Genomic DNA, 19,508 nt, shown 5'->3' with positions numbered 1-19,508 from the left:
AAGGCCCTGCTACCAGCAGGGCCTTTTTTGATATAGCATGGTGCTTGCAGTGTATTGTCGAGCTGAATGGCTGATAGGCAGGTGATTGTAGTTACTTAATCATGTCAACCTCGGCCTTAATCATAGCGTTGTAGCGCAGGCCCTGGCTGTTAGCGGCCGTGATGAGGCTCCAGCCCTTGCCGATGGAGTAGTTCCAGGTGCGGCTTTCCTTGAACTCGAAGGTGGGACGCATAATCTGGCCGTAGGGCGTGTAATCGTCCATGAAGTTGGTGGCGAAGAACTTATCGCCGCTTACTACCCACTCCATGGCCACGAAGAAGCCTTCCTCGGGGGCCATAATGTTGTAGGGCGTGAGGTCGACGGTGTACCACTGGCCGCCTTGTGGGGCCGATACCACCACGTTTTCGGTGAGCAGGTCGGTGTTGGGGGCGTTGTAGTTGCCGTCGGCCTTGTAGAGGCGTACGCGGAAGGGCTCACGCGGAAAGCCATTTTCGCCGATGTAGAAGGACACGGTGCGCACATTGCCGAGCCGTTTCTGCTTGTCGTTCTTCACGAAAAAAGCGTACTGCGAGCCCGGCAGGCCCTGAATCATGCCCTCGCCGGGGTCGTTGGAGCGGGCTCCCAGGCCCAGGTTCTTCACCTTGCCGGCCTTCACCACCACGTTGCTGAGCTCGACGGCCCGCTTGGGCACTTCAATGGTGAGGTTGGGCAGAGCAGCGCCGCGCTTCACCAGCACGGCGCGCCGTGCATAGCCCAGCGCCACCACAATGAGGGAGTCGTCGGCATTCTTGGTGGGAGCGGGCACAATGAACTGGCCGTGCTCGTTGCTAAGAGCGCCGATTTGCTCGCTTTTCAGGCCGATAGACGTGAATGGCAGCGGCTCTTTCGTGTCTTTATCAACGATTACCCCTTTTATCTGAATTTGCTGGGCCCAACCGGAGGTTGCAGCAAAGGCTAAAAATAGTGCTATAAGTGGTAGGCGTGTAGACATAGTAGGCGGTATAGACCGAACAAAATTACAAAATCCAACGCCGAAAGTTATCAGAAATTATTAGCAGATGCAACCGAATAATCCAAAACGCTGGTTGGAAGGCACGTGAGGCCGACACAAGGGGATTGTTGGCCGTCAAAAAAAAGGCAATGGGCCGAAAAGCATTTAGTGGCGTACCTTTGTTTGTATTCTTTCTAAATAAGGTTTAGCCCGCTCAACGCCCGTGTCATTATTTCGTCGTTCCCCGCAAAAGGCCGTCATTAGCACCGCTACCCGGCGCACTGCCAAGGACTTGCGCATAGGCGAAACTGGCACCATCTGCTGCCTCGAAGACCCCGAAATGGCCTTGAAACTGCTGGAAATGGGCTGCGTGCCCGGCGTGCAGGTGCGCCTGAGCGGTCGCGCGCCCCTCGGCGACCCGCTGATGCTGGTGCTGGGCGACCAGGAATATACGCTGTCGGTGCGGGCCAGTGAGGCAGCTACCATTTTGCTGAAGGAATAGCAGATGCGCGATGGCGGCCACAGTAAGTAATTCAACAACAGCAGCAATTGCAGCGCCGGTGCCCGGCCCCGAGGCCGGCGCCCGGCCCCTGCGCATTGCCCTCATCGGCAACCCGAATAGCGGTAAAACGTCGCTGTTTAACCAACTCACCGGCCTCAATCAGAAAGTAGGCAACTTCCCCGGCGTGACGGTGGACCGCAAAACCGGCGTGGCGCAGCTCACGCCCACCCAGCGGGCCGAGATTATTGACCTGCCGGGCACCTATTCGCTCTACCCTAAGAGCCTGGATGAGAAGGTGATTACGGATTTGCTTTATGATAAAGCGGCCGATAATTACCCCGATTTCGTGGTGGTGACGGTGGATGCCAACAACCTGCGCCGCAGCCTGTTGCTGTTCACGCAGCTCGGCGACCTGGGGCTGCCGGCGGTGCTGGCGCTCAATATGATGGATGTGGCCGAACGCCACGGTGTGAACATTGATTTGCCGGCGCTGGAGCGGGAATTGGGCGTGCCTATTATTCCGATGAACGCCCGGAAGGGCATTGGCGTGGCGGCCCTTAAGATTGTGATGGCCCAGCGGCTGGACGCGCCGCCGGTGCGCTTCTGGGAGCCGGATGAAAAGCTGCTGCCGCTGGTGCGCCAGATTCGCTATTACTTCAACCTGCACAACGACTACCTAGCGCTGCACTATGCCCAGCAGTACCGGCAGATTGGTTTTCTGACGGCCGAGGAAAAGGCCCATATTCAGGAGCTTACGCAGCAGGCGGGGTTTAATGCCACGGCCGCGCAGGCGGCCGAAACCATCGGGCGCTACGGGCGCATCAACGAGATTCTGCTGGAAACGGTGACGGTGGTGCGGACGGAAAAGCGTGAGCCGATAAGCAACCGAATTGACAAGGTACTGACGCACCGGGTGGGCGGCTATCTGATTTTTCTGAGCATTCTGTTCCTACTGTTTCAGGCCATTTTTGCCTGGGCGCAGTACCCGATGGACTGGATTGACCAGGGGATTTCGGGGCTGAGTGCGGCCATTCAGGCCAACTTCTCGGGGCCGCTGGTGCGGCTGCTGACGGAGGGCGTGCTGGCCGGGCTGGGCGGCGTGCTGGTGTTCATTCCGCAGATTGCGCTGCTGTTTGGCTTCCTAGCGGTGCTGGAGGAAACGGGGTATATGGCCCGCGTTACCTTTTTGATGGACAAGCTGATGCGGCCGTTCGGACTGAGCGGAAAGAGTGTGGTACCGCTGATTTCGGGGCTGGCCTGCGCGGTGCCGGCCATCATGGGGGCGCGGGTGATTGAGAGCTGGAAAGACCGAATGATTACGATTTTCGTGACGCCGCTCATGTCGTGCTCGGCGCGCATTCCGGTGTACACGGTGCTTGTGGCGCTGGTGGTGCCAGACCAGGCCGCGTGGGGCATTTTCAACCTGCGCGGCGTGGCCCTGATGTCGCTGTATCTGCTTGGGCTGTTCTCGGCGCTGGGCTCGGCCTGGGCCTTGAAGAAGCTGCTGAAGGCGCGGGAGCGGAGCTACTTCATCATGGAATTTCCGGTGTACCAGTGGCCGCGCTGGAAAAACGTGGGCCTCACCATCTATCAGAAGGTGAGTGCGTTTGTGTTGCAGGCGGGCCGGGTGATTGTGGCCATTTCGGTGCTGCTGTGGGTGCTGGCCAGCTACGGCCCCGGCCAGCAGCAGCAAGCGGCTGAAGCGCAGGTGCGGCGAGAAGCCACAACGCGTGGCTGGGACGCAGCTGAAACCAGCCGGCAGGTGGCCTCGGCGCGACTGGAAACTTCCTACGCCGGGAAATTCGGCCATGTGCTGGAGCCGGCCATCCGCCCGCTGGGCTACGACTGGAAAATTGGCATCGCGCTGCTCACCTCGTTTGCGGCGCGGGAGGTGTTTGTGGGCACCATTTCGACCATCTACAGCGTGGGGCAGGACGCCGATATGGGCACGCTGCAACAGAAGCTCAGCGCCGAAAAAGACGCGGCCGGGCAGCCGTTTTTCACGCCGGCGCGGGCGTTTTCACTGTTGGTGTTCTACGTATTTGCCATGCAATGTATGAGCACGCTGGCCGTGACTTACCGCGAAACCAAGAACTGGCGCTGGCCGCTGGCGCAACTCGTGTACATGACCGGGCTTGCTTACGCGGCGGCGTTTGTGGTGTACCAGGTCTTGGCCTAGGAAGCGGGCGTGGGAGCGGGCAGGCTGCTGTTCCAAATGTCTTGGTGCAGCTTCCATTGGCCCTGCTGATGTTTCCAGACCACGAGGTATTTGCCCTGGTCTATGGGTTGGGCATTGGGGCCAAGCAGCGTGTAGTGGCCTAGCTCGATGGCGGTATCGGCCATTTCTTCCACTTCTTCGGTGTGCAGCTGCACTTGCTTGATGCCCATGCCCATAGCGCCTTCCCAAAAGGCCTGAATGCCCGCCGTACCCTGGATTGCGTCCATGCCCGTGGGGAGCAGCACGCCATTGGGCGTGTAGAGGCTGGCGATGGCAGCGGCATCGCTCCGCTCGAAATTGGCTTCAAAAAGGTCGTTAGCGCGCCGGATTTCGGCGGCTACGGGAGTCGCGGTGGCAATCATATGGAATGGCTTTTTGGTGATTGTTTATACAATATATAGATTTATTTGTAAAAATTAGCTGATTCGGCTAATTTATCGGGTAGCATCAGTGAGATGTCTCCCTGCGCAGGTTTTGAAAAGGAAGTAGTGAGCAGGTGTCCGGTTTAGGGCCGGATGTTCATAAATGGACACTTTTTAAGAATGTATGGAATTGATAATGTTTATTTAATGATTGAAAATCAAATGTTTGTCTGATTGGCACGCGGCTTGGCGGCAGATAGAGGAAACACTCTTCTTTCTGCACGAAAATGGACAGAGCCATTGCCGATTCTATTCAAACCCAACGCAAGCGCCGCCGCTGGCTCGCGGTAGCTGCTGGCGTACTACTGATGCTGGGCGCGGTGCTGGCCTTCCGCACGGTGCTGAAACCCAGTCTGCGCCGCGGTGATATCTTGACTACCACCGTGGAAAGGGGTGAGGTAGAAGCCTCGCTTACTGCCGCCGGCACTGTGATTCCGGGCCGCGAGGCGGTCCTGACCAGCCCCATTCAGAGCACCATCCGGCGGGTGGCGGTGGCGGTGGGGGCGCGGGTGCAGCCCGGCGAAACTATTCTGGAACTCGATAAGGAATTAGCCAATTCGAGCTTGGCAAAGCTGGATGACGAGCAACTGCGCAACCAGAACAAGAACTCGCAGTTGCAACTCACGCTGGAGCGCAGCCTGACCGATTTGCGCGCCCAGGCCCAAGTGCAGGCGGTGAAAGTGCGCAGCCTGCAGTCGGCCCTGCGCGACGAGCAGCAGCTGTTGAAAATTGGTGGTGGCACCGCCGAAAACGTGCGACAGGCCGAGCTAAACCTGACCGTGGCCCAACTGGAAGCCGACCGCCTGACGCGCCAGATTCAGACGCAGCAGCGTTCCAACGCGGCCGATGTGCGGGAGCTGGGCTACACCGTGTCGATGCAGCAGCGCAGCATTGCGGAGCTGGCCACCAAGCTGCGGCAGGCCAACATCAGCAGCCAGCAGGCGGGCGTGCTGACTTGGGTGAACGACAACCTCGGCACCACCGTGCAGGCCGGCGACGCGCTGGCTCGGGTGGCCGATTTGAGCAGCTTCCGGGTGCGGGCCACGATTTCGGACAGCTACGCCGATGCCCTGCACCAGGGCGACCCGGTGAAGGTGCGCATCAACGACCTCGACCTGCGCGGCACGGTAGCTAGCATCAGCCCGAGCGTGGAGAAGGGCGTGGTCACGTTTTATGCCCAGCTCGACAACCCGCACCACCCGGCGCTGCGGCCCAATCTGCGCGCCGACGTGTTTGTGATAACCCGCGCCCACCACGGCGTGCTGCGCGTGAAAAACGGCCCGTTTTACCAAGGCGGCAAGGAGCAGCCGGTGTTTGTGCTGACCAACGACGGACGCGTGGTGCGCCGTACGGTGCGCTTCGGCGACAGCAATTTCGACTTCGTGCAGATTACCGGCGGCCTGCGGGCGGGCGAGGAAATCGTGGTGTCGGACATGAAAGAGCATCTGGATACACCGGAGCTGAATCTTCACGACTAAGGTGGCGCGACGATGAAACTCCGAATCATTCAGCTTCTTTTGCTTCTCGCGCCGCTGGCGTTGCTGCGGCAGCCGGTGGCAGCCCAAGTAGTGCAACCCACCGCGCCGACCCTCACGCTGGCCGAGGTGATTGCCCAAGCGCTCGACCACTCGGCCGCCGGCCAGCAAACCCTCACCAACCGCGAAACCGGCTACTGGGCCTGGCGCGGCTACCAAGCCAACTACCGGCCGCAGCTGGGCCTGACGGGCACGCTGCCCAATTTCAGCCGCGTGATTACGCCCGTGGTCCAGCCCGACGGAACCACCGATTTCCGGGCCGTGCGCATTAACAATTCCAACCTGGCTCTGACTTTGAGCCAGAACATTGGTGTAACTGGGGCGCAAATATTTGTGGGCGCGGAAGTGCAGCGGTTTGATGATTTCAACGGCGGGCTGAAGCGGTATAACAACCAGCCCTTCACGCTAGGAATCGTGCAGCCGCTGGGTCAGTTCAATAACCTGAAATGGGCGCGGGCCATTGAGCCGCTGCGCTATCAGGAAAGCAGCCGGGCCTACGTGGAGGAGCGCGAAACCGTGGCTCAGCGCGTGACGGAACTGTATTTCGACGTGCTGCTGCAACAGGTGAATGCCGCGGTGGCCGGCCAGAATGCCCAGGCCACCGCCGAGCTACTGCGCATCGGCCGCGAGCGGTTTGCGCTGGGCCGGCTCTCGCAGAGCGACTTATTGCAGCTGGAATTGAACCTGCTGGATGCCCGTCAGGCGCAGAACCAGGCGCGGCTCGATGCGGAGATTGCGGCGGTGGCTTTGCAGGCCTACACCGGCCAGCCAGCCGCCGAAGGCACCCTGGCGCTGGCCGTGCCCGCGCCGGCTCCGCAGCCGGCCGTGGCTCCCGTGCAGGCGCTGACCGAGGCGCGGCAGTTCCGCAGCACTACTCTGACTCTCCGCCGCCGGCTGCTGCAGGCCGAGCGCGACGTGGCCCAGGCGCGGGGCACCACCGGCTTTCAGGCCAGCCTCACGGCCAACCTGGGCTACGTGAACCAAGCCCCGAACCTGATGGACACTTACCTGAACCTGCAAAATCAGCAGCAGGTGCGCTTGGCCTTTTCGCTGCCGCTTGTGGACTGGGGCCGTCGCCAGGCCATCGTGAAAACCGCCGAGCTCACCCGCGCCCAGACCCGGCACGACGTGGCCCAGGAAGAGAGCAGCTTCGAGCAAACCGTGCTCACGCAGGCCGGGCAGCAGCCCGCGCTGGCCGAGCAGATTGCGCTGGCGGGCCGGGCCGACTCGCTGGCCCAGCGCCGCTACAACATTGCCCGCGCCACCTACCTGCTGGGCCGCATCAGCCTGACGGATTTGACCCTGGCCTCGGTAGCCAAGGACGGGGCGCGGCGCGGCTACATTTTCGCCCTGCGCGCCGGCTGGGTGGCTTATTACCGCCTACGGGCGCTGACTCTATTCGATTTCGAAACCCAAACTCCCCTCCTCAGATGAGGAGGGGATGTTCGAGCCAACGGCTCGGACGGGGGTGGTTGAACTCGTTAAACGATATCCGAACGTCAGTTTGAACGATACTCAAACAAACAGTTGCAACAAACCCGCAACGACCCTGACGCGAGTCGTTCAACGACTTCAACCACCCCAGCTGACGCTTTGCGCCAGCGTCCCCTCCTCATCTGAGGAGGGGATTTGACCGCCATTTCTGCTTAATTCACCGCCAAACTCCCCTCCTCAAATGAGCCCGGAAACCGACCTCCTCCAACCCGTTGCCGCCGCGCCCGACCGTGCCGCGCCCGTTCTTCGCCTTCGCGACATCGAGAAAGTTTACCAGACCAAGACCATCGAAACGGTGGCGCTAAACAGCGTGAACCTGACCGTGAACCGCGGCGAATTTGTGTCCATCATGGGGCCGAGCGGCTGTGGGAAATCGACGCTGCTGAGTTTGATGGGCCTGCTGGATGAGCCCACCAGCGGCACGATTGAGGTGGACGGCCGGGCCGTGACTTCCTACTCCGACAAGGAACTGGCCGGGCTGCGCAACCTGAAAATCGGCTTCGTGTTCCAGAGCTACCATTTGATAAACGACCTGTCGGTAGTAGACAACGTGGAGCTGCCGCTGCTGTACCGGCCCGGCATGGGTGGGAAGGAGCGCCGCCAGCGCGCCCTCGATGCGCTCGATAAGGTAGGGCTGAATGCCCGCACCAGCCACTTCCCAGCCCAGCTATCGGGTGGGCAGCGGCAGCGGGTGGCCATTGCGCGGGCGCTGGCCGGCGGGCCAGAAATCATTCTGGCCGATGAGCCGACGGGTAACCTCGACTCGGTCATGGGGGAGGAGATTATCGACCTGCTGCTGGAGCTGAACCGCGAGCAGGGCGTGACCATCGTGATGGTGACCCACGACCTGCAGCAGGCGCTGAAGACGCAGCGCGTGATTCGGTTCTTCGACGGTAGCCAGGTGGGCTGAAGGCCAGCAGATGACGTTCTAAATAAGCTCCAAAGTCATGTTACTCTCTTACTTAAAAATTGCCTGGAAGGTGCTCATGCGCCGCAAGTTCTTCACCTTCATCAGCCTGTTTGGCGTGAGTTTTACGCTGATGATATTGCTGGTGGTGATGGCCATGTTCGACCACTTGGTGGGGCCGGGCACGCCGGTGAAGCGCGTGGACCGCATGCTGTTTGTGAACGTCATCCGACACCAGCGCCAGGACAACCACGGCTGGATGAACATGCCGGCCAGTATTCATTTCGTGGACGATTACGTGCGGAAAATGAAAACCCCGGAGCTGGTGGGCATCAGCACGGGCGCTTCCAATGCCACGGCCTTCACCAAGAACAAGCTGCTGCCGCTGGACGTGGCCTACACCGACGGCAACTTCTGGCAAATCATGGACTTTGATTTTCTGGGTGGGCGGCCGTTCACCAAAGCCGAAGTGCAGCAGGCCCAGCAGGTGTGCGTGATTAACGAGGCCACGGCCCGCGACTATTTTGGCAGCACCGACGTGGTGGGCCGGCTCATCGAAATCGACCTGAAGCGCTACCGCGTGGCGGGCGTGGTGCGCAACGTGTCGGCCGCGCGCGTGTATGCTTATGCCGACGTATGGCTGCCCTACACCCTAAGCACCGAGTATTTTAAGGATAACCGCCTCAACGGCATCTTTCTGCCGGTGCTGCTGGCGCCCTCGGCGGCGGCGGTGCCGGCCATGCGCGAGGAATACCGCCAGATGATGCGGCGGGTGGAAATCCCGAATCCGAAGGAAGTGAAGGCCGTGTTCTCCTACGCCGACCCCATTCTGGCGGGTGTCACGCGGGTAATGCTTAATCACCAGGACCAGACCGTGGACGACGACAACCTCGGCGCTTTTTACCTGATAGTGGGCGGGCTGGCGCTGCTGTTTATGTTGCTGCCGGCCCTGAACCTGGTGAACCTGAACGTGACGCGCATCCTGGAGCGCTCGGGCGAGATTGGGGTGCGCAAGGCCTTTGGGGCCACGGGCAGCAATTTGGTGGGGCAGTTTCTGGTCGAGAACGTGGTGCTGGCCCTGGTGGGCGGGCTGCTGGGGCTGGCCCTGGCCGCCGGGGCGCTGGCCCTGGTGAACGAGGCCCACCCCGTGGCCTACGCCCACTTCGCCCTGAGCTGGTCGGTATTTGGCTGGGGCATGCTGCTCACGCTGGTTTTCGGGCTGATGAGCGGCGTGTACCCGGCCTGGAAAATGTCGCGCCTGAACCCCGTGGCCGCCCTGCGCGGCAGCGGCGAACAGAAGTGACGGGTTGAATTATGAATTAGAAATTATGAATTATGAATTGAGGCAAAGCCTCGCTCATTCTCATACTCTTCAATTCATAATTCATAATTTCTAATTCATAATTACCTAATCAATGCTCCGCCACCTTTTCACCCTCATCTGGAACCGCAAGCGGGCCAACCTGCTGCTGATTTCCGAAATCTTTTTCTCCTTCGTGGTGCTGTTTGGGGTGGGCGCGGTGCTCATCACCACGGCCAAAAACTACCTGGCCCCGCATGGCTTCAACTACGAGCAGGTGTGGCGGCTGGAAGTGCGCGCCGGCCAGAACCTGAAAATGCCCCGCGCCGAACTCGACGACGTGCTGCGCCAGGTGAAGGCCCTGCCCGGCGTGCGCACGGTGGCCCTCACCAGCGGCAACGTCCCGTTCATCTTCAACACCAACAACACGGTGTTTCAGTACAAGGGCAAGAAGTCGCCCCAAACCAACTACTACCACGCCGACGACCATTACAACGAAGCCATGCAGCTGCACCTGCGTGAGGGCCGCTGGTTTGCGCCCGCCGACGACGGCAGCAACCACCGCCCCGTGGTCATCAGCCAGGACCTGCGCGAAAGCCTGTTTGGCAACGGCCCGGCCCTGGGCAAAATCTTCACCTGGGAAAACCCCGGCAAAGAAGCCATCAAGCCCGAGGACCAATTCCAGGTGATGGGCGTGGTCGAGCCGGTGCGCATGGAAAGCGACTTCTCCGCGCCCATTCCCTCGGCGTGGCTGCGCCTGCTGCCCTACGACACCACCCACTGGGAAACGGCCAACGTGCTGGTGCGCGTGGCCCCCGGCTCGGGCGGCGAGCTGCAGGAGAAAATAGCCCGCACCGTGGCCGGCGTGACGCGCCAATGGAGCAGCCAGGTGCGCGTGATGAACGACGAGCGCCTGCACCGCCGCCGCTACACGCTGGTGCCCGTGGTGGGCCTGTGCATCATGGGCCTGTTCCTGATTATTAATGTGGCGCTGGGGCTGTTTGGGGTGCTGTGGTACAACATCAGCCAGCGCCGGGCCGAGATTGGGCTGCGCCGGGCCATGGGGGCCACGGGCGCGGGCATCGGCTGGCAGTTTTTGGGCGAGATGATGGTGGTCACCACCTTCGGGGTGCTGCTGGGAGCGCTGCTGGCGGCCCAGTTTCCGCTGCTCAACGCCTTCGACCTGCCGGCCCAGCCCTACCTGCTGGCCATTGCGGCGGCGGCCGGCGCGGTATACGCCATCACGGCGCTGTGCGCGTGGCAGCCCAGCCGGCTGGCGGCGCGCATTCACCCGGCGGTGGCCCTGCGCGAGGAGTAGCCGGGCGGCCGATTATCTTGCCGCAGCTAGCTAATAGCGCAGGCAACTCCCGGGACGCCCGCTGCATCTGTCGCTTCAGCAACGCTGCTTCACACCCTCACCTTTTTTCTGTATCCGTTATGAAAAACCTCACCGCCACCGCCTTTTTCTGCCTCCTGAGCACGGTCGCCGCCTTTGCCCAAACCGCGCCCCAAGTGCGCAACGTAGCCAGCTTCCACGCCGTAGAGGTGAGCAACGGCATTGAGCTGCGCCTGAGTTCCGGCAGCACCCAGCGCGTGGTAGCCAGCGCCGAGGAAGCCGACCAACTCGACCGCATCCTGACCGAAGTGCGCGACGGCGTGCTCAAAATCAGCTTCGACCGCGAGTGGGCCGAGACATTGGGCCTGAAAAACGTGCGCCACATGCGCGTGGACGTTACGGCCACCAGCCTCACGGCCTTGCACGCCAGCAGCGGCGCGCACGCCGAAGTGCTGGGGGCCTTCACCACCCAGGGCCTGGACGTGGCCGCGTCGTCGGGCGGCATCGTCAAGGCCACCTTCATCAGCACCGATGTCAACGCCCACGTGAGCAGCGGCGGCATTGCCACGCTGGCCGGCACCGCCCAGCGCCTCGACGTGGGGGCCAGCAGCGGCGGCGTGTTCAAAGGCGATGGCCTGGTGGCCCGCGTCTGTGATGCCTCGGCCAGCAGCGGCGGCAACCTGAGCGTGACCGTGCAGGAAACCCTCACCGCCGATGCCAGCAGCGGCGGCGACGTGCGCTACTCCGGCTCGCCCCGCGTGAGCAAGCGCACCAGCAGCGGCGGCAGCGTGAAAAGCCGCTAAAAGTGGTTTTCACCGCCTGTCATGCAGAGCGTAGCGAAGCATCTTTACCGCTCAACGCAATCAAAAAAGATTAGTGGGAGCGGACAAGATGCTTCGCTACGCTCTGCATGACGGCCTTTTCTGACCAGCTAAGTACCCAAACCACCATGTTTCTCATTGTCGACGACGACCTGGCCATCCGCACCTCGCTAAAGCTGCTGCTGAAGCAGGCCGGCTACTCCGCGCAGGCCGTGGCCACGCCCACCGAGGCCCTGGCCGTGGTGCGCGAAGCCCCGCCCCGGCTGGTGCTGATGGACATGAATTTTTCCCTCGACACCAGCGGCCACGACGGCCTGGCCCTGCTGGCCCAGGTGAAGGCCGTGGCCCCGCAGGTGCCCGTCATCCTCATCACCGGCTGGGGCAGCATCGCGCTGGCCGTGGAGGGCATGAAGGCCGGCGCGGCCGAATTCGTGACCAAGCCCTGGCACAACGACTCCCTGCTCCAGACCATCCGCACGGTGCTGGCCGTGCGCGAAAACCCGCCCGAAACCGAGCCCACCGAAGCCCCCGCCCGCCAGCGCCGCCAGCTCGACCAGCAGTTTGCCTTCCGGGATATTATCGGCCAGGATGCCCACTTGCTGCACGTATTGCGCCAGGTAGGCCAGGTGGCCGCCACCGATGCCGCCGTGCTCATCGAAGGCGAAAGCGGCACCGGCAAGGAGCTTATTGCCGAGGCCATTCACCGCAACAGCCCGCGCCGCAATCAGTCCTTCGTGAAGGTGAACCTGGGCGGCATCTCATCTTCTTTATTTGAAAGCGAGATGTTCGGTCATCGCCGGGGCGCGTTCACCGATGCCAAAACCGACCGCGTGGGCCGCTTCGAGCTGGCCAACGGCGGCACCATTTTCCTCGATGAAATCGGGGAGCTGGAGCTAGCCTCGCAGGTGAAGCTGCTGCGCGTGCTGCAGGACCGCACCTACGAAGTCCTCGGCGACTCGAAACCCCGCCGTCTCGACATCCGCGTCATCGCCGCCACCAACCGCAACCTCGCGGAGATGGTGGCGCAAGGCCGCTTCCGCGAAGACCTGTTCTACCGCATCAACCTGATTTCGGTGCGTCTGCCCGCCCTGCGCGAGCGCGCGGCCGACATTCCGTTATTGGCCCAGCACTTCCTCGACCAACTCCGCGCCACCTACCAGCGCCCGGCCCTGCGCGTGAGCACCCGCGCCCTCCACTGGCTCCGGGAGCAGCCCCTGCCCGGCAACATCCGCGAGCTCAAAAACCTGGTGGAGCGCGCCGTCCTCGTCAGCGGCAAGGAAGAGCTTGGCCCCGAAGACTTCCAGGCCAATACCCTGCACCTGCCCACCCGCGCCCCCGCCCCCGGCGAGCTGCCCGCCCCCGGCACCATGACCCTGGATGAGCTGGAAGCCCAAATGATTCGGCAGTCGCTGGCGCACTACGACGGCAACATCAGCCGCGTGGCGAAGGCGTTGGGGCTGAGTAGAGGTGCGCTTTATAGAAGGTTCGAGAAGCACGGCATCCCGTACGATGCGTAGGCTGACTGCTGGCGTGCGTCTGAGACGCGTGCCGGCTGGCTTTGCGTCGGAGACGTAACGGTAGAACGACCCGTCTGCCATCGTTCACGCCGCGAGCCAGAGGCTCGAAGCCAGTCGGCACGCGTCGGAGACGCGCGCCAGCGTCCTGCACCGGCGTCCTGCGTCTCAGACGCGCGCCAGCATTCTGTGCCAGCGTCCCGCGCATGATGTTCTTTTACCCCATTCATGTCCCTCCGTCTCCAGTTCCTCCTCTTTACTACCCTCATCCACGTTGTGCTCATTGCGCTGGCGGCCCAGCTGCGCACCACCAACGTGCCACTGTTCATCGGGAGCGAGGTTTTATTGCTCATCAGCATCGCCGTCACCGCGCAGCTCTACCGGGGTTTTGTGCGGCCGTTTCAGCTCATCGCGGCGGGCACGGCGGCCATCCAGGCCCAGGATTTCAGCATGAAGTTCGTGCCCGTGGGCCAGCGCGAAATGGACCAGCTCATCCTCGTGTATAACCAGATGATTGACGCCCTGCGCCACGAGCGCGTGAGCCAGCACGAGAAAAGCTTCCTGCTTGAGCGCCTCATCCAGGCCTCGCCCGCCGGCATTCTTATTCTGGATTTTGAAGGCCGGATTGAAAGCGCCAACGCCGCCGCCGCCCGTTTTATCGGCCAGCCCGCCTCCGCACTGGCCGGCCAAATCCTCGCCGAATTGCCCGCGCCATGGGGCCCGGCCCTGGCCACCCTGGCCGAAGACCAGCCGCAGGCCCTGCGCCTCTCCGGCCTGGCCACCTACCGCGCCCACGCCGCCCACTTCCTGGACCGGGGCTTCACGCGCCGCTTCATTGTGCTGGAAGAGCTAACCCAGGAGCTCATCAAGCAGGAAAAGCAGGCCTACGGGCAGCTCATCCGCATGATGTCGCACGAAATCAACAACTCCATCGGGGCCATCAACTCCATCCTGCACAGCTTCCAGCACTACGCCCTCCAACTCGACCCCACCGACCAGCCCGACTTCACCCAGGCCCTCGATGTAAGCATTGCCCGCAATACCCAGCTGGCCAATTTCATTGCCAACTTCGCCCACCTCGTGCGCCTGCCCCCGCCCGCGCCGCGCCCCACCGACCTCCACGCCCTGCTGCGCGGCATCGCCCGCCTGCTCCAGCCCCTGAGCGAAGAGCGCCACATTACCTGGCACCTGGAACTGCCCGCGGCCCCGCTCATGCTCGACCTCGACGCCCAGCAGCTGGAACAGGCCCTGCTCAACGTGGCCAAAAATGCCCTCGAAGCCATTGGCCACGACGGCAACGTGTGGGTGCGCACCACCCTCAGCCCGCCCGCCCTCACCATCGAAAACGACGGCCCCGGCCTCACTCCGGAAGTGCGCCAGCGGCTGTTCACGCCCTTCTTTAGCACCAAGCGCGACGGGCAGGGCATCGGCCTCACACTGGTGCGCGACGTGCTGCTGGCCCACGGCTTCCGCTTCCGCCTCGAAACGAATGAGGCCGGCCGTACCGCTTTTAGTATTGATTTCTAGTTGTGTTTGATTTTGATAGACTGTTTCGGAAAAATGGGCAATAACTAACGTTTGTGAGTGTAAATATGAAAGGGGGTAAGTAAAAATTATTTGATATCTTCGGTCAAGTGCCTCTAAATTTACCCCACTATGACTCGGAAAAGATATTTAGCTGCGGCCTGCCTCGGGGCCATTCTATTATTAGCCGGCGTGGCGGCCTTCCTGCCCCAAAACCACCCCGATGCCCTCCCCAACGCCTTCAACTCCGCCGATTTGGCCTGGATGCTCTCCGCCTCCGGCCTCGTGCTGCTGATGACCCCCGGCCTGGCCTTCTTCTACGGCGGCATGGTGAGCAAGCGCAACGTCATTTCCACGATGCTCCAGAGCTTTATCGCGCTAGGCGTTATCTCGGTGATGTGGTACGTAGTGGGCTTTTCGCTGGCGTTTGGCGACAGTATTGGCGGCGTTATCGGCAATCCGCTCACGTTCTTTATGTTCAATAATGTGGGCACGGCCCCGCACCCGCGCCTGGCCCCCAACCTGCCGCTGGTGCTCTATGCCGCCTTCCAGTTGAAATTCGCCATCATAACGCCGGCCCTCATCAGCGGCGCGTTTGCCGAGCGCATCCGGTTCTGGGGCTACCTGCTGTTTATGTGCCTGTTCAGCCTGCTCATCTACTGCCCGCTGGCCCACTGGACCTGGCACCCCGACGGCTTCCTGCTGAAATGGGGCGTTCTCGATTTTGCCGGTGGCACGGTGGTGCACATCTCGGCTGGCTTTGCGGCGCTGGCGGGTGCGCTGGCCCTGGGCCGCCGCCACAGCCACCTCGAAGGCCATACCCACGTGCCGCCCAACGTGCCGTTCATCCTCATCGGCACGGGTCTGCTGTGGTTCGGCTGGTTTGGTTTTAATGCAGGCTCGGCGCTGGCGGCTAATGCGACGGCGGTGCAGGCGTTCTTCACCACGCACATGGCCTCAGCCGCTGCTATGCTCACCTGGATGATGATTGAGGCCGTGCGCGGTCAGCGGCCCTCGGCGGCGGGCGCGGCCATTGGTGCGGTGGTGGGCCTGGTAGCCATCACGCCGGCGGCGGGCTACGTGAGCTACGGTCCGGCGCTGTTTATCGGCGTGGTATCGGCCGCCATCAGCGCTGGCGCGGTCGATTTGAAGAACCGCACGAAGCTCGATGATACCCTCGACGTATTTCCCTGCCACGGCGTGGGCGGCATCGTGGGCATGATTCTCACTGCCATTTTCGCCAAGGACGGCGGCCTGGCCACCACCGGCTCCTATACGCTGCTGCTGCACCATCTCGGCGCGCTGGCCTTCATCTCGGTCTACACCTTCGGCGGCTCGTACCTGCTCTATAAAGTAACCAACGTCCTCATCCCCATCCGGGTAAACGCCATCCACGAAGCCGACGGCCTCGACCTGAGCCAGCACGGCGAAACGGTATTGCCCGCCCCCCAGGAGTTGGAGCCCGCCAAGGAGCTGCGCTTCGTAGTGCGGGCCTCGTAGCGTGGACTTTTAGTCCGCGAGTTACGCGACTGACTCGCGGACTAAAAGTCCACGCTACATCCCAATCACAAACACCGTCGGAATCTTGTGCAGTTCCGGGGCTGGTAGCCGCTTCCAGTCCGATACAGTCAGCGTTTTAATAAACTCGCCCGCGCCCGTCACATCCGCCGCCACACACAGGCGCGTGCCGGGCTGCAGATGCGCCAGCAAATCGGCAAATAATGCCCCATTCCGATAAGGCGTCTCAATAAACAGCTGCGACTGCTGCCGCTGCTGGGCCTCCTTCTCCAGGGCCTTGATGGCCGCCACGCGCGGCGCTTTCTCAATGGGCAAATACCCGTGGAAAGCAAACTGCTGACCATTCAGCCCCGAAGCCATGAGCGCCAGCAGCAGCGACGACGGCCCCACCAGCGGCCGCACCCTCAGGCCCTGCCGGTGAGCCTCCCGGGCTAGTGCTGCGCCAGGGTCGGCAATGCCGGGGCAGCCCGCTTCGCTCAGAATTCCGGCGTCAATTCCCTCTTTCACCAGCGGCGCGAGGGCTGCGCGTACCTCGGCATCAGTGCTGTCTTTGTCGATGACGACGAAGCGGATATCCTCAATGACGCGGTGCGGGGCCACGCTTTTCACGAAGCGACGGGCGGTGCGGGCATTCTCCACCAGGAAGTAGGGGAGGGCGGCCACGGCGGCCACCACTTGCGGCGGCAGTACCTGCGGGGCCGTATCGTCGGCCAAAGGTGTGGGGATGAGGAAGAGGGTTCCGGGCATTGGGCGCACAAATAATGAGCTGCAAAGGAACGGCACCACCGTCCGACAATTCTCCCGGCCGCTTCATCGAATGGTTTCTCCGATGTTCAAACGTACTGCGGTCAACAAACCGCTCAAACAGAAAACGCCCCACTTCCACAAGGAAAGCGGGGCGTTTTACTGAAGGCCAGCGGCCGTTGGAGCTAGTCGCGTTTCAACAGGCGGGTGACGCGCTGGTCGCCCTGGCGGGCTTGCAGAGTGTACACGCCACTAGCCAGTGCGCGAACATCGAGTTGGAAGCGGCTGGCGCCGGCCGCCGCTGTTTCCTCGCGGTGGATGAGTACGCGCCCGGCCATGTCGTAGAGGTCAATCTGGACTGGACCCGTGCCTGAAGTCATCAAGTCCAGGGTCAGGTATTCCTGCAGCGGCACGGGGTAGGCTTCAAGCTTGAAGACCATGGAACCGGCAAAACGCACGGCCAGCACCTTGCTGAGCTGGCTATTGCCTTCGGTGTCGAGCTGCCGCAGGCGGTAGAACAGCGTCGCCCCAAGCTGGCTCGCGTCTTTGTCGATGGCCGTGGAGGCGGCCGGCGACCACCGCTGACTAGCAACTACCTGGCGGCTGATTTCCTGCCACTTCTGCTGGTCCGTGGAGCGTTCGATGACGTACCAGCCGTTGCTCGGCTTCGTGGTTGTCGACCAGGTCAGGATGGCATCGGAGCTGCGGGCCGTGCCCGAAAACAACGTTTGGGCCAGGGGCGCTACAGCGGGGATGCTGTTCAGGCTCACCGTGTACCAGGCGTTGAGCTCGGTAGTGGCCACGGCTACGGTGCGGGCCAGGGCGGGCTGCGGCTCGCCGGCTTTCACCCAGGTTCGGCCCTGGTCGGTGGATTGCCACACCTGGGCCAGGGCCCCGCCGAAGTCGAGGCCGTGGTCGTTGTCGGCCAGCCAGCTCAGCGACAGCTTCACCGCTTTGGTCGGGTTGCGCTCATCGGCGGTGCTGAGCCGCCAGATGCGGTCGATGCCCTGCTTGCCCACAAACGCCGGGCTTTGGGCGTAGGAATAATTGGGCTGGTTCAGGCCGGTGCGGCGGTCCACGGTCAGCGTCAGCGCTTGGCCGTTGGGGTTCAGCCCAAAGCCCATGTTGCCGAAGCTGACGGTTTCGGTGCCGCGCACGGCTTGCTGCTGTACGAGGCTCCCTTTCACGTAGTGGTTGTCGTCCTCGGTGCCGGCCGGGCCGGGGCCGAAGAGCCGGGCGCTGGATTCCAGGCGCAAGCTATAGGCATTGGTGGTAAGCAAGTTGCCGGTGGCCAGACGCAGGCTGGCAGTTACGCTGGCCTCGGAACCCAGGGTGGTGCCGGCCGGGTTGTCGAGGCGCAGGTGGTAGAGCGTGGCCCCGTTCAGGCTAAGCACGTGGGGCGTCAGGCCCATCAGCACTACTGTGCTGTGGGCGGCAGTGAAGGTACCGGTGTTGAGCAGGCTGCCTTCGTCGATGAAAAGCCGGTTGGCGGCCAGGCCGTCCGTGCGCGTCAGGTCGAGCTCACCGGCATTCTCCACATCGCCGCGCACGTAGCGCACCGAATCGGAGAGGGCCACCAGGCCGCCTTTACCGTTGTAGAGGCCCTGGGCCTGGCTGGTGTGCAAGGCCGAAGCCCCACACACCAGCAGCAGCGCAAGCGCGACTTTGGGAGGTTCGAAACGTTTGAGGAATCGGTTCATGGTAGTAGCTATTAAAATAGTTGAATCCATGCTGACCCAGTGTACATAAAGAGGCTTGTCTTATTTGCAGCAATAGTTAAACTACTAACAGTTACAGGAGTAGCATTGGTATTCCGCAGGTATATCAAGCGCCCGGTGGTAGTGGCAGGGAGGGTATAAGGAGTGCTATTACCACCGTTTAACGTAACAAAGTTGAATCCATTTATAGCTGTTGTTAAATCAGCGTTGCCCGTATTGGCTGGAATACTAGTAGGGTTGACGGTCGTAGCAACAGGACCAGCAGCACCTTGTGGCACGGTAAAGGTCAAAACAGGGGCTACTGGATTGGTATTGTTAATGCTAACATTAGCCGTACCAGTGGTAGTTGTGCCCAAGCTAAAGACAGGTGTAGTGCCGGGGTCTCCTTTCACGCCCTGAGGAACGGTAAAGGTCATGATAGGAGCTGCAGGGTTCGTATTGTTGATACTCACCGCCGCTGGGCCAGTGGTCGTGGTTCCCAGGCTAATGACGGGAGTCGCACCGGTTGCGCCTGCGGTACCCTGAGGACCAGCAGCGCCAGTCGCACCTTGAGAACCAGCTGGGCCCTGAGGGCCAGCAGCACCAGTAGGAATCACAAAGTCGAACTTAGCCGCGGAAGAAGTGCCAGCGTTGATAACCGATGCAAAAGAACCAGCGGCACCCGTAGTAGTAGAGTTTATAACTACTGTGGCAGCAGTTCCAGCCGTGCCTTGTGGGCCAGTTGGACCAGCAGGACCAGTAGCGCCAGTCAGACCTTGGGCTCCTGTTGCCCCGGTAGCGCCGTCATGACCGTCTGCCCCGTTATCACCTTTCGCACCTGCTGGGCCAGCTACGCCTTGAGCACCATTAGCACCCGTTGCGCCGGTATCGCCTTTGGCGCCGTCAACGCCGTTGGTGCCGTCTTTGCCAGCTGCGCCGGTATCGCCTTTGGCGCCGTCAACGCCGTTGGTGCCGTTGGTGCCGT

The 19,508-nt window shown here is 61.9% G+C and carries 16 protein-coding genes; 11 read left to right on the top strand and 5 right to left on the bottom strand.

The features are described 5' to 3' along the window. Positions 1 to 91: 91 nt before the first annotated feature. Positions 92 to 991: a carboxypeptidase-like regulatory domain-containing protein gene (locus tag ACYU70_RS22270; RefSeq protein WP_342299347.1), complete on the bottom strand. Its 900-nt coding sequence runs from the start codon at positions 989 to 991 to the stop codon at positions 92 to 94. A 223-nt stretch (positions 992 to 1,214) separates the two neighbouring features. Between ACYU70_RS22270 and ACYU70_RS22265 the strand changes: the two genes are divergently transcribed. Beyond that, on the top strand, positions 1,215 to 1,493 hold the full coding sequence (locus tag ACYU70_RS22265; RefSeq protein WP_342299349.1) for a FeoA family protein: 279 nt from the start codon (positions 1,215 to 1,217) through the stop codon (positions 1,491 to 1,493). Positions 1,494 to 1,551: 58 nt separating this feature from the next. Next, positions 1,552 to 3,672, top strand: coding sequence for a ferrous iron transport protein B (gene feoB, locus ACYU70_RS22260; protein WP_342299351.1), 2,121 nt, complete (start codon positions 1,552 to 1,554; stop codon positions 3,670 to 3,672). Here the strand turns inward: feoB and ACYU70_RS22255 are convergent. After that, complete coding sequence (locus ACYU70_RS22255) at positions 3,669 to 4,073, bottom strand: YybH family protein (RefSeq protein ID WP_342299352.1); 405 nt, start codon at positions 4,071 to 4,073, stop codon at positions 3,669 to 3,671. The two genes, feoB and ACYU70_RS22255, sit on opposite strands and share 4 nt — an antisense overlap. Before the next feature lie 287 nt (positions 4,074 to 4,360). Between ACYU70_RS22255 and ACYU70_RS22250 the strand changes: the two genes are divergently transcribed. From ACYU70_RS22250 to ACYU70_RS22210, 9 genes are all read left to right on the top strand, one after another. Continuing rightward, complete coding sequence (locus ACYU70_RS22250; RefSeq protein ID WP_342299353.1) at positions 4,361 to 5,611, top strand: efflux RND transporter periplasmic adaptor subunit; 1,251 nt, start codon at positions 4,361 to 4,363, stop codon at positions 5,609 to 5,611. Positions 5,612 to 5,623: 12 nt separating this feature from the next. After that, positions 5,624 to 7,102 (top strand): TolC family protein, encoded by a 1,479-nt coding sequence (locus tag ACYU70_RS22245; protein ID WP_342299354.1) that lies wholly within the window; start codon positions 5,624 to 5,626, stop codon positions 7,100 to 7,102. Between the two features lie 241 nt (positions 7,103 to 7,343). Continuing rightward, on the top strand, positions 7,344 to 8,072 hold the full coding sequence (locus ACYU70_RS22240; protein WP_342299356.1) for an ABC transporter ATP-binding protein: 729 nt from the start codon (positions 7,344 to 7,346) through the stop codon (positions 8,070 to 8,072). Positions 8,073 to 8,109: 37 nt separating this feature from the next. Continuing rightward, positions 8,110 to 9,372, top strand: a complete 1,263-nt coding sequence (locus tag ACYU70_RS22235) for an ABC transporter permease (RefSeq protein ID WP_342299358.1) — start codon at positions 8,110 to 8,112, stop codon at positions 9,370 to 9,372. A 112-nt stretch (positions 9,373 to 9,484) separates the two neighbouring features. Next, positions 9,485 to 10,687 (top strand): ABC transporter permease, encoded by a 1,203-nt coding sequence (locus ACYU70_RS22230; RefSeq protein WP_342299360.1) that lies wholly within the window; start codon positions 9,485 to 9,487, stop codon positions 10,685 to 10,687. 119 nt (positions 10,688 to 10,806) lie between these two features. After that, positions 10,807 to 11,508 (top strand): head GIN domain-containing protein, encoded by a 702-nt coding sequence (locus ACYU70_RS22225; RefSeq protein WP_342299362.1) that lies wholly within the window; start codon positions 10,807 to 10,809, stop codon positions 11,506 to 11,508. A 146-nt stretch (positions 11,509 to 11,654) separates the two neighbouring features. Continuing rightward, on the top strand, positions 11,655 to 13,043 hold the full coding sequence (locus ACYU70_RS22220) for a sigma-54-dependent transcriptional regulator (protein ID WP_342299375.1): 1,389 nt from the start codon (positions 11,655 to 11,657) through the stop codon (positions 13,041 to 13,043). A gap of 225 nt (positions 13,044 to 13,268) precedes the next feature. After that, positions 13,269 to 14,567 carry a sensor histidine kinase gene (locus tag ACYU70_RS22215; RefSeq protein WP_342299363.1) on the top strand — a complete coding sequence of 433 codons (1,299 nt, stop codon included), beginning with the start codon at positions 13,269 to 13,271 and terminating at the stop codon, positions 14,565 to 14,567. Between the two features lie 129 nt (positions 14,568 to 14,696). Then, positions 14,697 to 16,064 carry an ammonium transporter gene (locus ACYU70_RS22210; RefSeq protein WP_342299364.1) on the top strand — a complete coding sequence of 456 codons (1,368 nt, stop codon included), beginning with the start codon at positions 14,697 to 14,699 and terminating at the stop codon, positions 16,062 to 16,064. A 54-nt stretch (positions 16,065 to 16,118) separates the two neighbouring features. On the opposite strand, the gene ACYU70_RS22205 is transcribed toward ACYU70_RS22210, so the two are convergent. The 3 genes from ACYU70_RS22205 to ACYU70_RS22195 all read right to left on the bottom strand — a co-directional run bounded on the left by ACYU70_RS22205 (position 16,119) and on the right by ACYU70_RS22195 (position 18,960). Further along, positions 16,119 to 16,829 (bottom strand): SAM-dependent methyltransferase, encoded by a 711-nt coding sequence (locus ACYU70_RS22205; RefSeq protein ID WP_342299366.1) that lies wholly within the window; start codon positions 16,827 to 16,829, stop codon positions 16,119 to 16,121. A gap of 182 nt (positions 16,830 to 17,011) precedes the next feature. After that, the gene (locus ACYU70_RS22200; RefSeq protein WP_342299369.1) at positions 17,012 to 18,526 is read right to left on the bottom strand and encodes a T9SS type A sorting domain-containing protein; all 1,515 of its coding nucleotides are present in this window, start codon (positions 18,524 to 18,526) and stop codon (positions 17,012 to 17,014) included. 11 nt (positions 18,527 to 18,537) lie between these two features. Continuing rightward, entirely contained in the window at positions 18,538 to 18,960 is a 423-nt protein-coding gene (locus ACYU70_RS22195) for a hypothetical protein (RefSeq protein WP_342299371.1), read from the bottom strand. Positions 18,961 to 19,508: the final 548 nt, after the last annotated feature.

The sequence above is a fragment of the Hymenobacter segetis genome (assembly GCF_054776495.1).
This window is presented reverse-complemented; position numbering and strand designations above follow the sequence as displayed.

Bases quoted from the DNA above. Each gene is read 5' to 3' on its own strand.
- ACYU70_RS22240 (WP_342299356.1), top strand. From the start codon at position 7,344: ATGAGCCCGGAAACCGACCTCCTCCAACCCGTTGCCGCCGCGCCCGAC.
- ACYU70_RS22235 (WP_342299358.1), top strand. From the start codon at position 8,110: ATGTTACTCTCTTACTTAAAAATTGCCTGGAAGGTGCTCATGCGCCGC.
- ACYU70_RS22210 (WP_342299364.1), top strand. From the start codon at position 14,697: ATGACTCGGAAAAGATATTTAGCTGCGGCCTGCCTCGGGGCCATTCTA.
- ACYU70_RS22215 (WP_342299363.1), top strand. From the start codon at position 13,269: ATGTCCCTCCGTCTCCAGTTCCTCCTCTTTACTACCCTCATCCACGTT.
- ACYU70_RS22220 (WP_342299375.1), top strand. From the start codon at position 11,655: ATGTTTCTCATTGTCGACGACGACCTGGCCATCCGCACCTCGCTAAAG.
- ACYU70_RS22225 (WP_342299362.1), top strand. From the start codon at position 10,807: ATGAAAAACCTCACCGCCACCGCCTTTTTCTGCCTCCTGAGCACGGTC.
- ACYU70_RS22200 (WP_342299369.1), bottom strand. From the start codon at position 18,526: ATGAACCGATTCCTCAAACGTTTCGAACCTCCCAAAGTCGCGCTTGCG.
- ACYU70_RS22250 (WP_342299353.1), top strand. From the start codon at position 4,361: ATGGACAGAGCCATTGCCGATTCTATTCAAACCCAACGCAAGCGCCGC.
- ACYU70_RS22255 (WP_342299352.1), bottom strand. From the start codon at position 4,073: ATGATTGCCACCGCGACTCCCGTAGCCGCCGAAATCCGGCGCGCTAAC.
- ACYU70_RS22270 (WP_342299347.1), bottom strand. From the start codon at position 991: ATGTCTACACGCCTACCACTTATAGCACTATTTTTAGCCTTTGCTGCA.
- ACYU70_RS22230 (WP_342299360.1), top strand. From the start codon at position 9,485: ATGCTCCGCCACCTTTTCACCCTCATCTGGAACCGCAAGCGGGCCAAC.
- ACYU70_RS22205 (WP_342299366.1), bottom strand. From the start codon at position 16,829: ATGCCCGGAACCCTCTTCCTCATCCCCACACCTTTGGCCGACGATACG.
- ACYU70_RS22245 (WP_342299354.1), top strand. From the start codon at position 5,624: ATGAAACTCCGAATCATTCAGCTTCTTTTGCTTCTCGCGCCGCTGGCG.
- ACYU70_RS22195 (WP_342299371.1), bottom strand. From the start codon at position 18,960: ATGACCTTTACCGTTCCTCAGGGCGTGAAAGGAGACCCCGGCACTACA.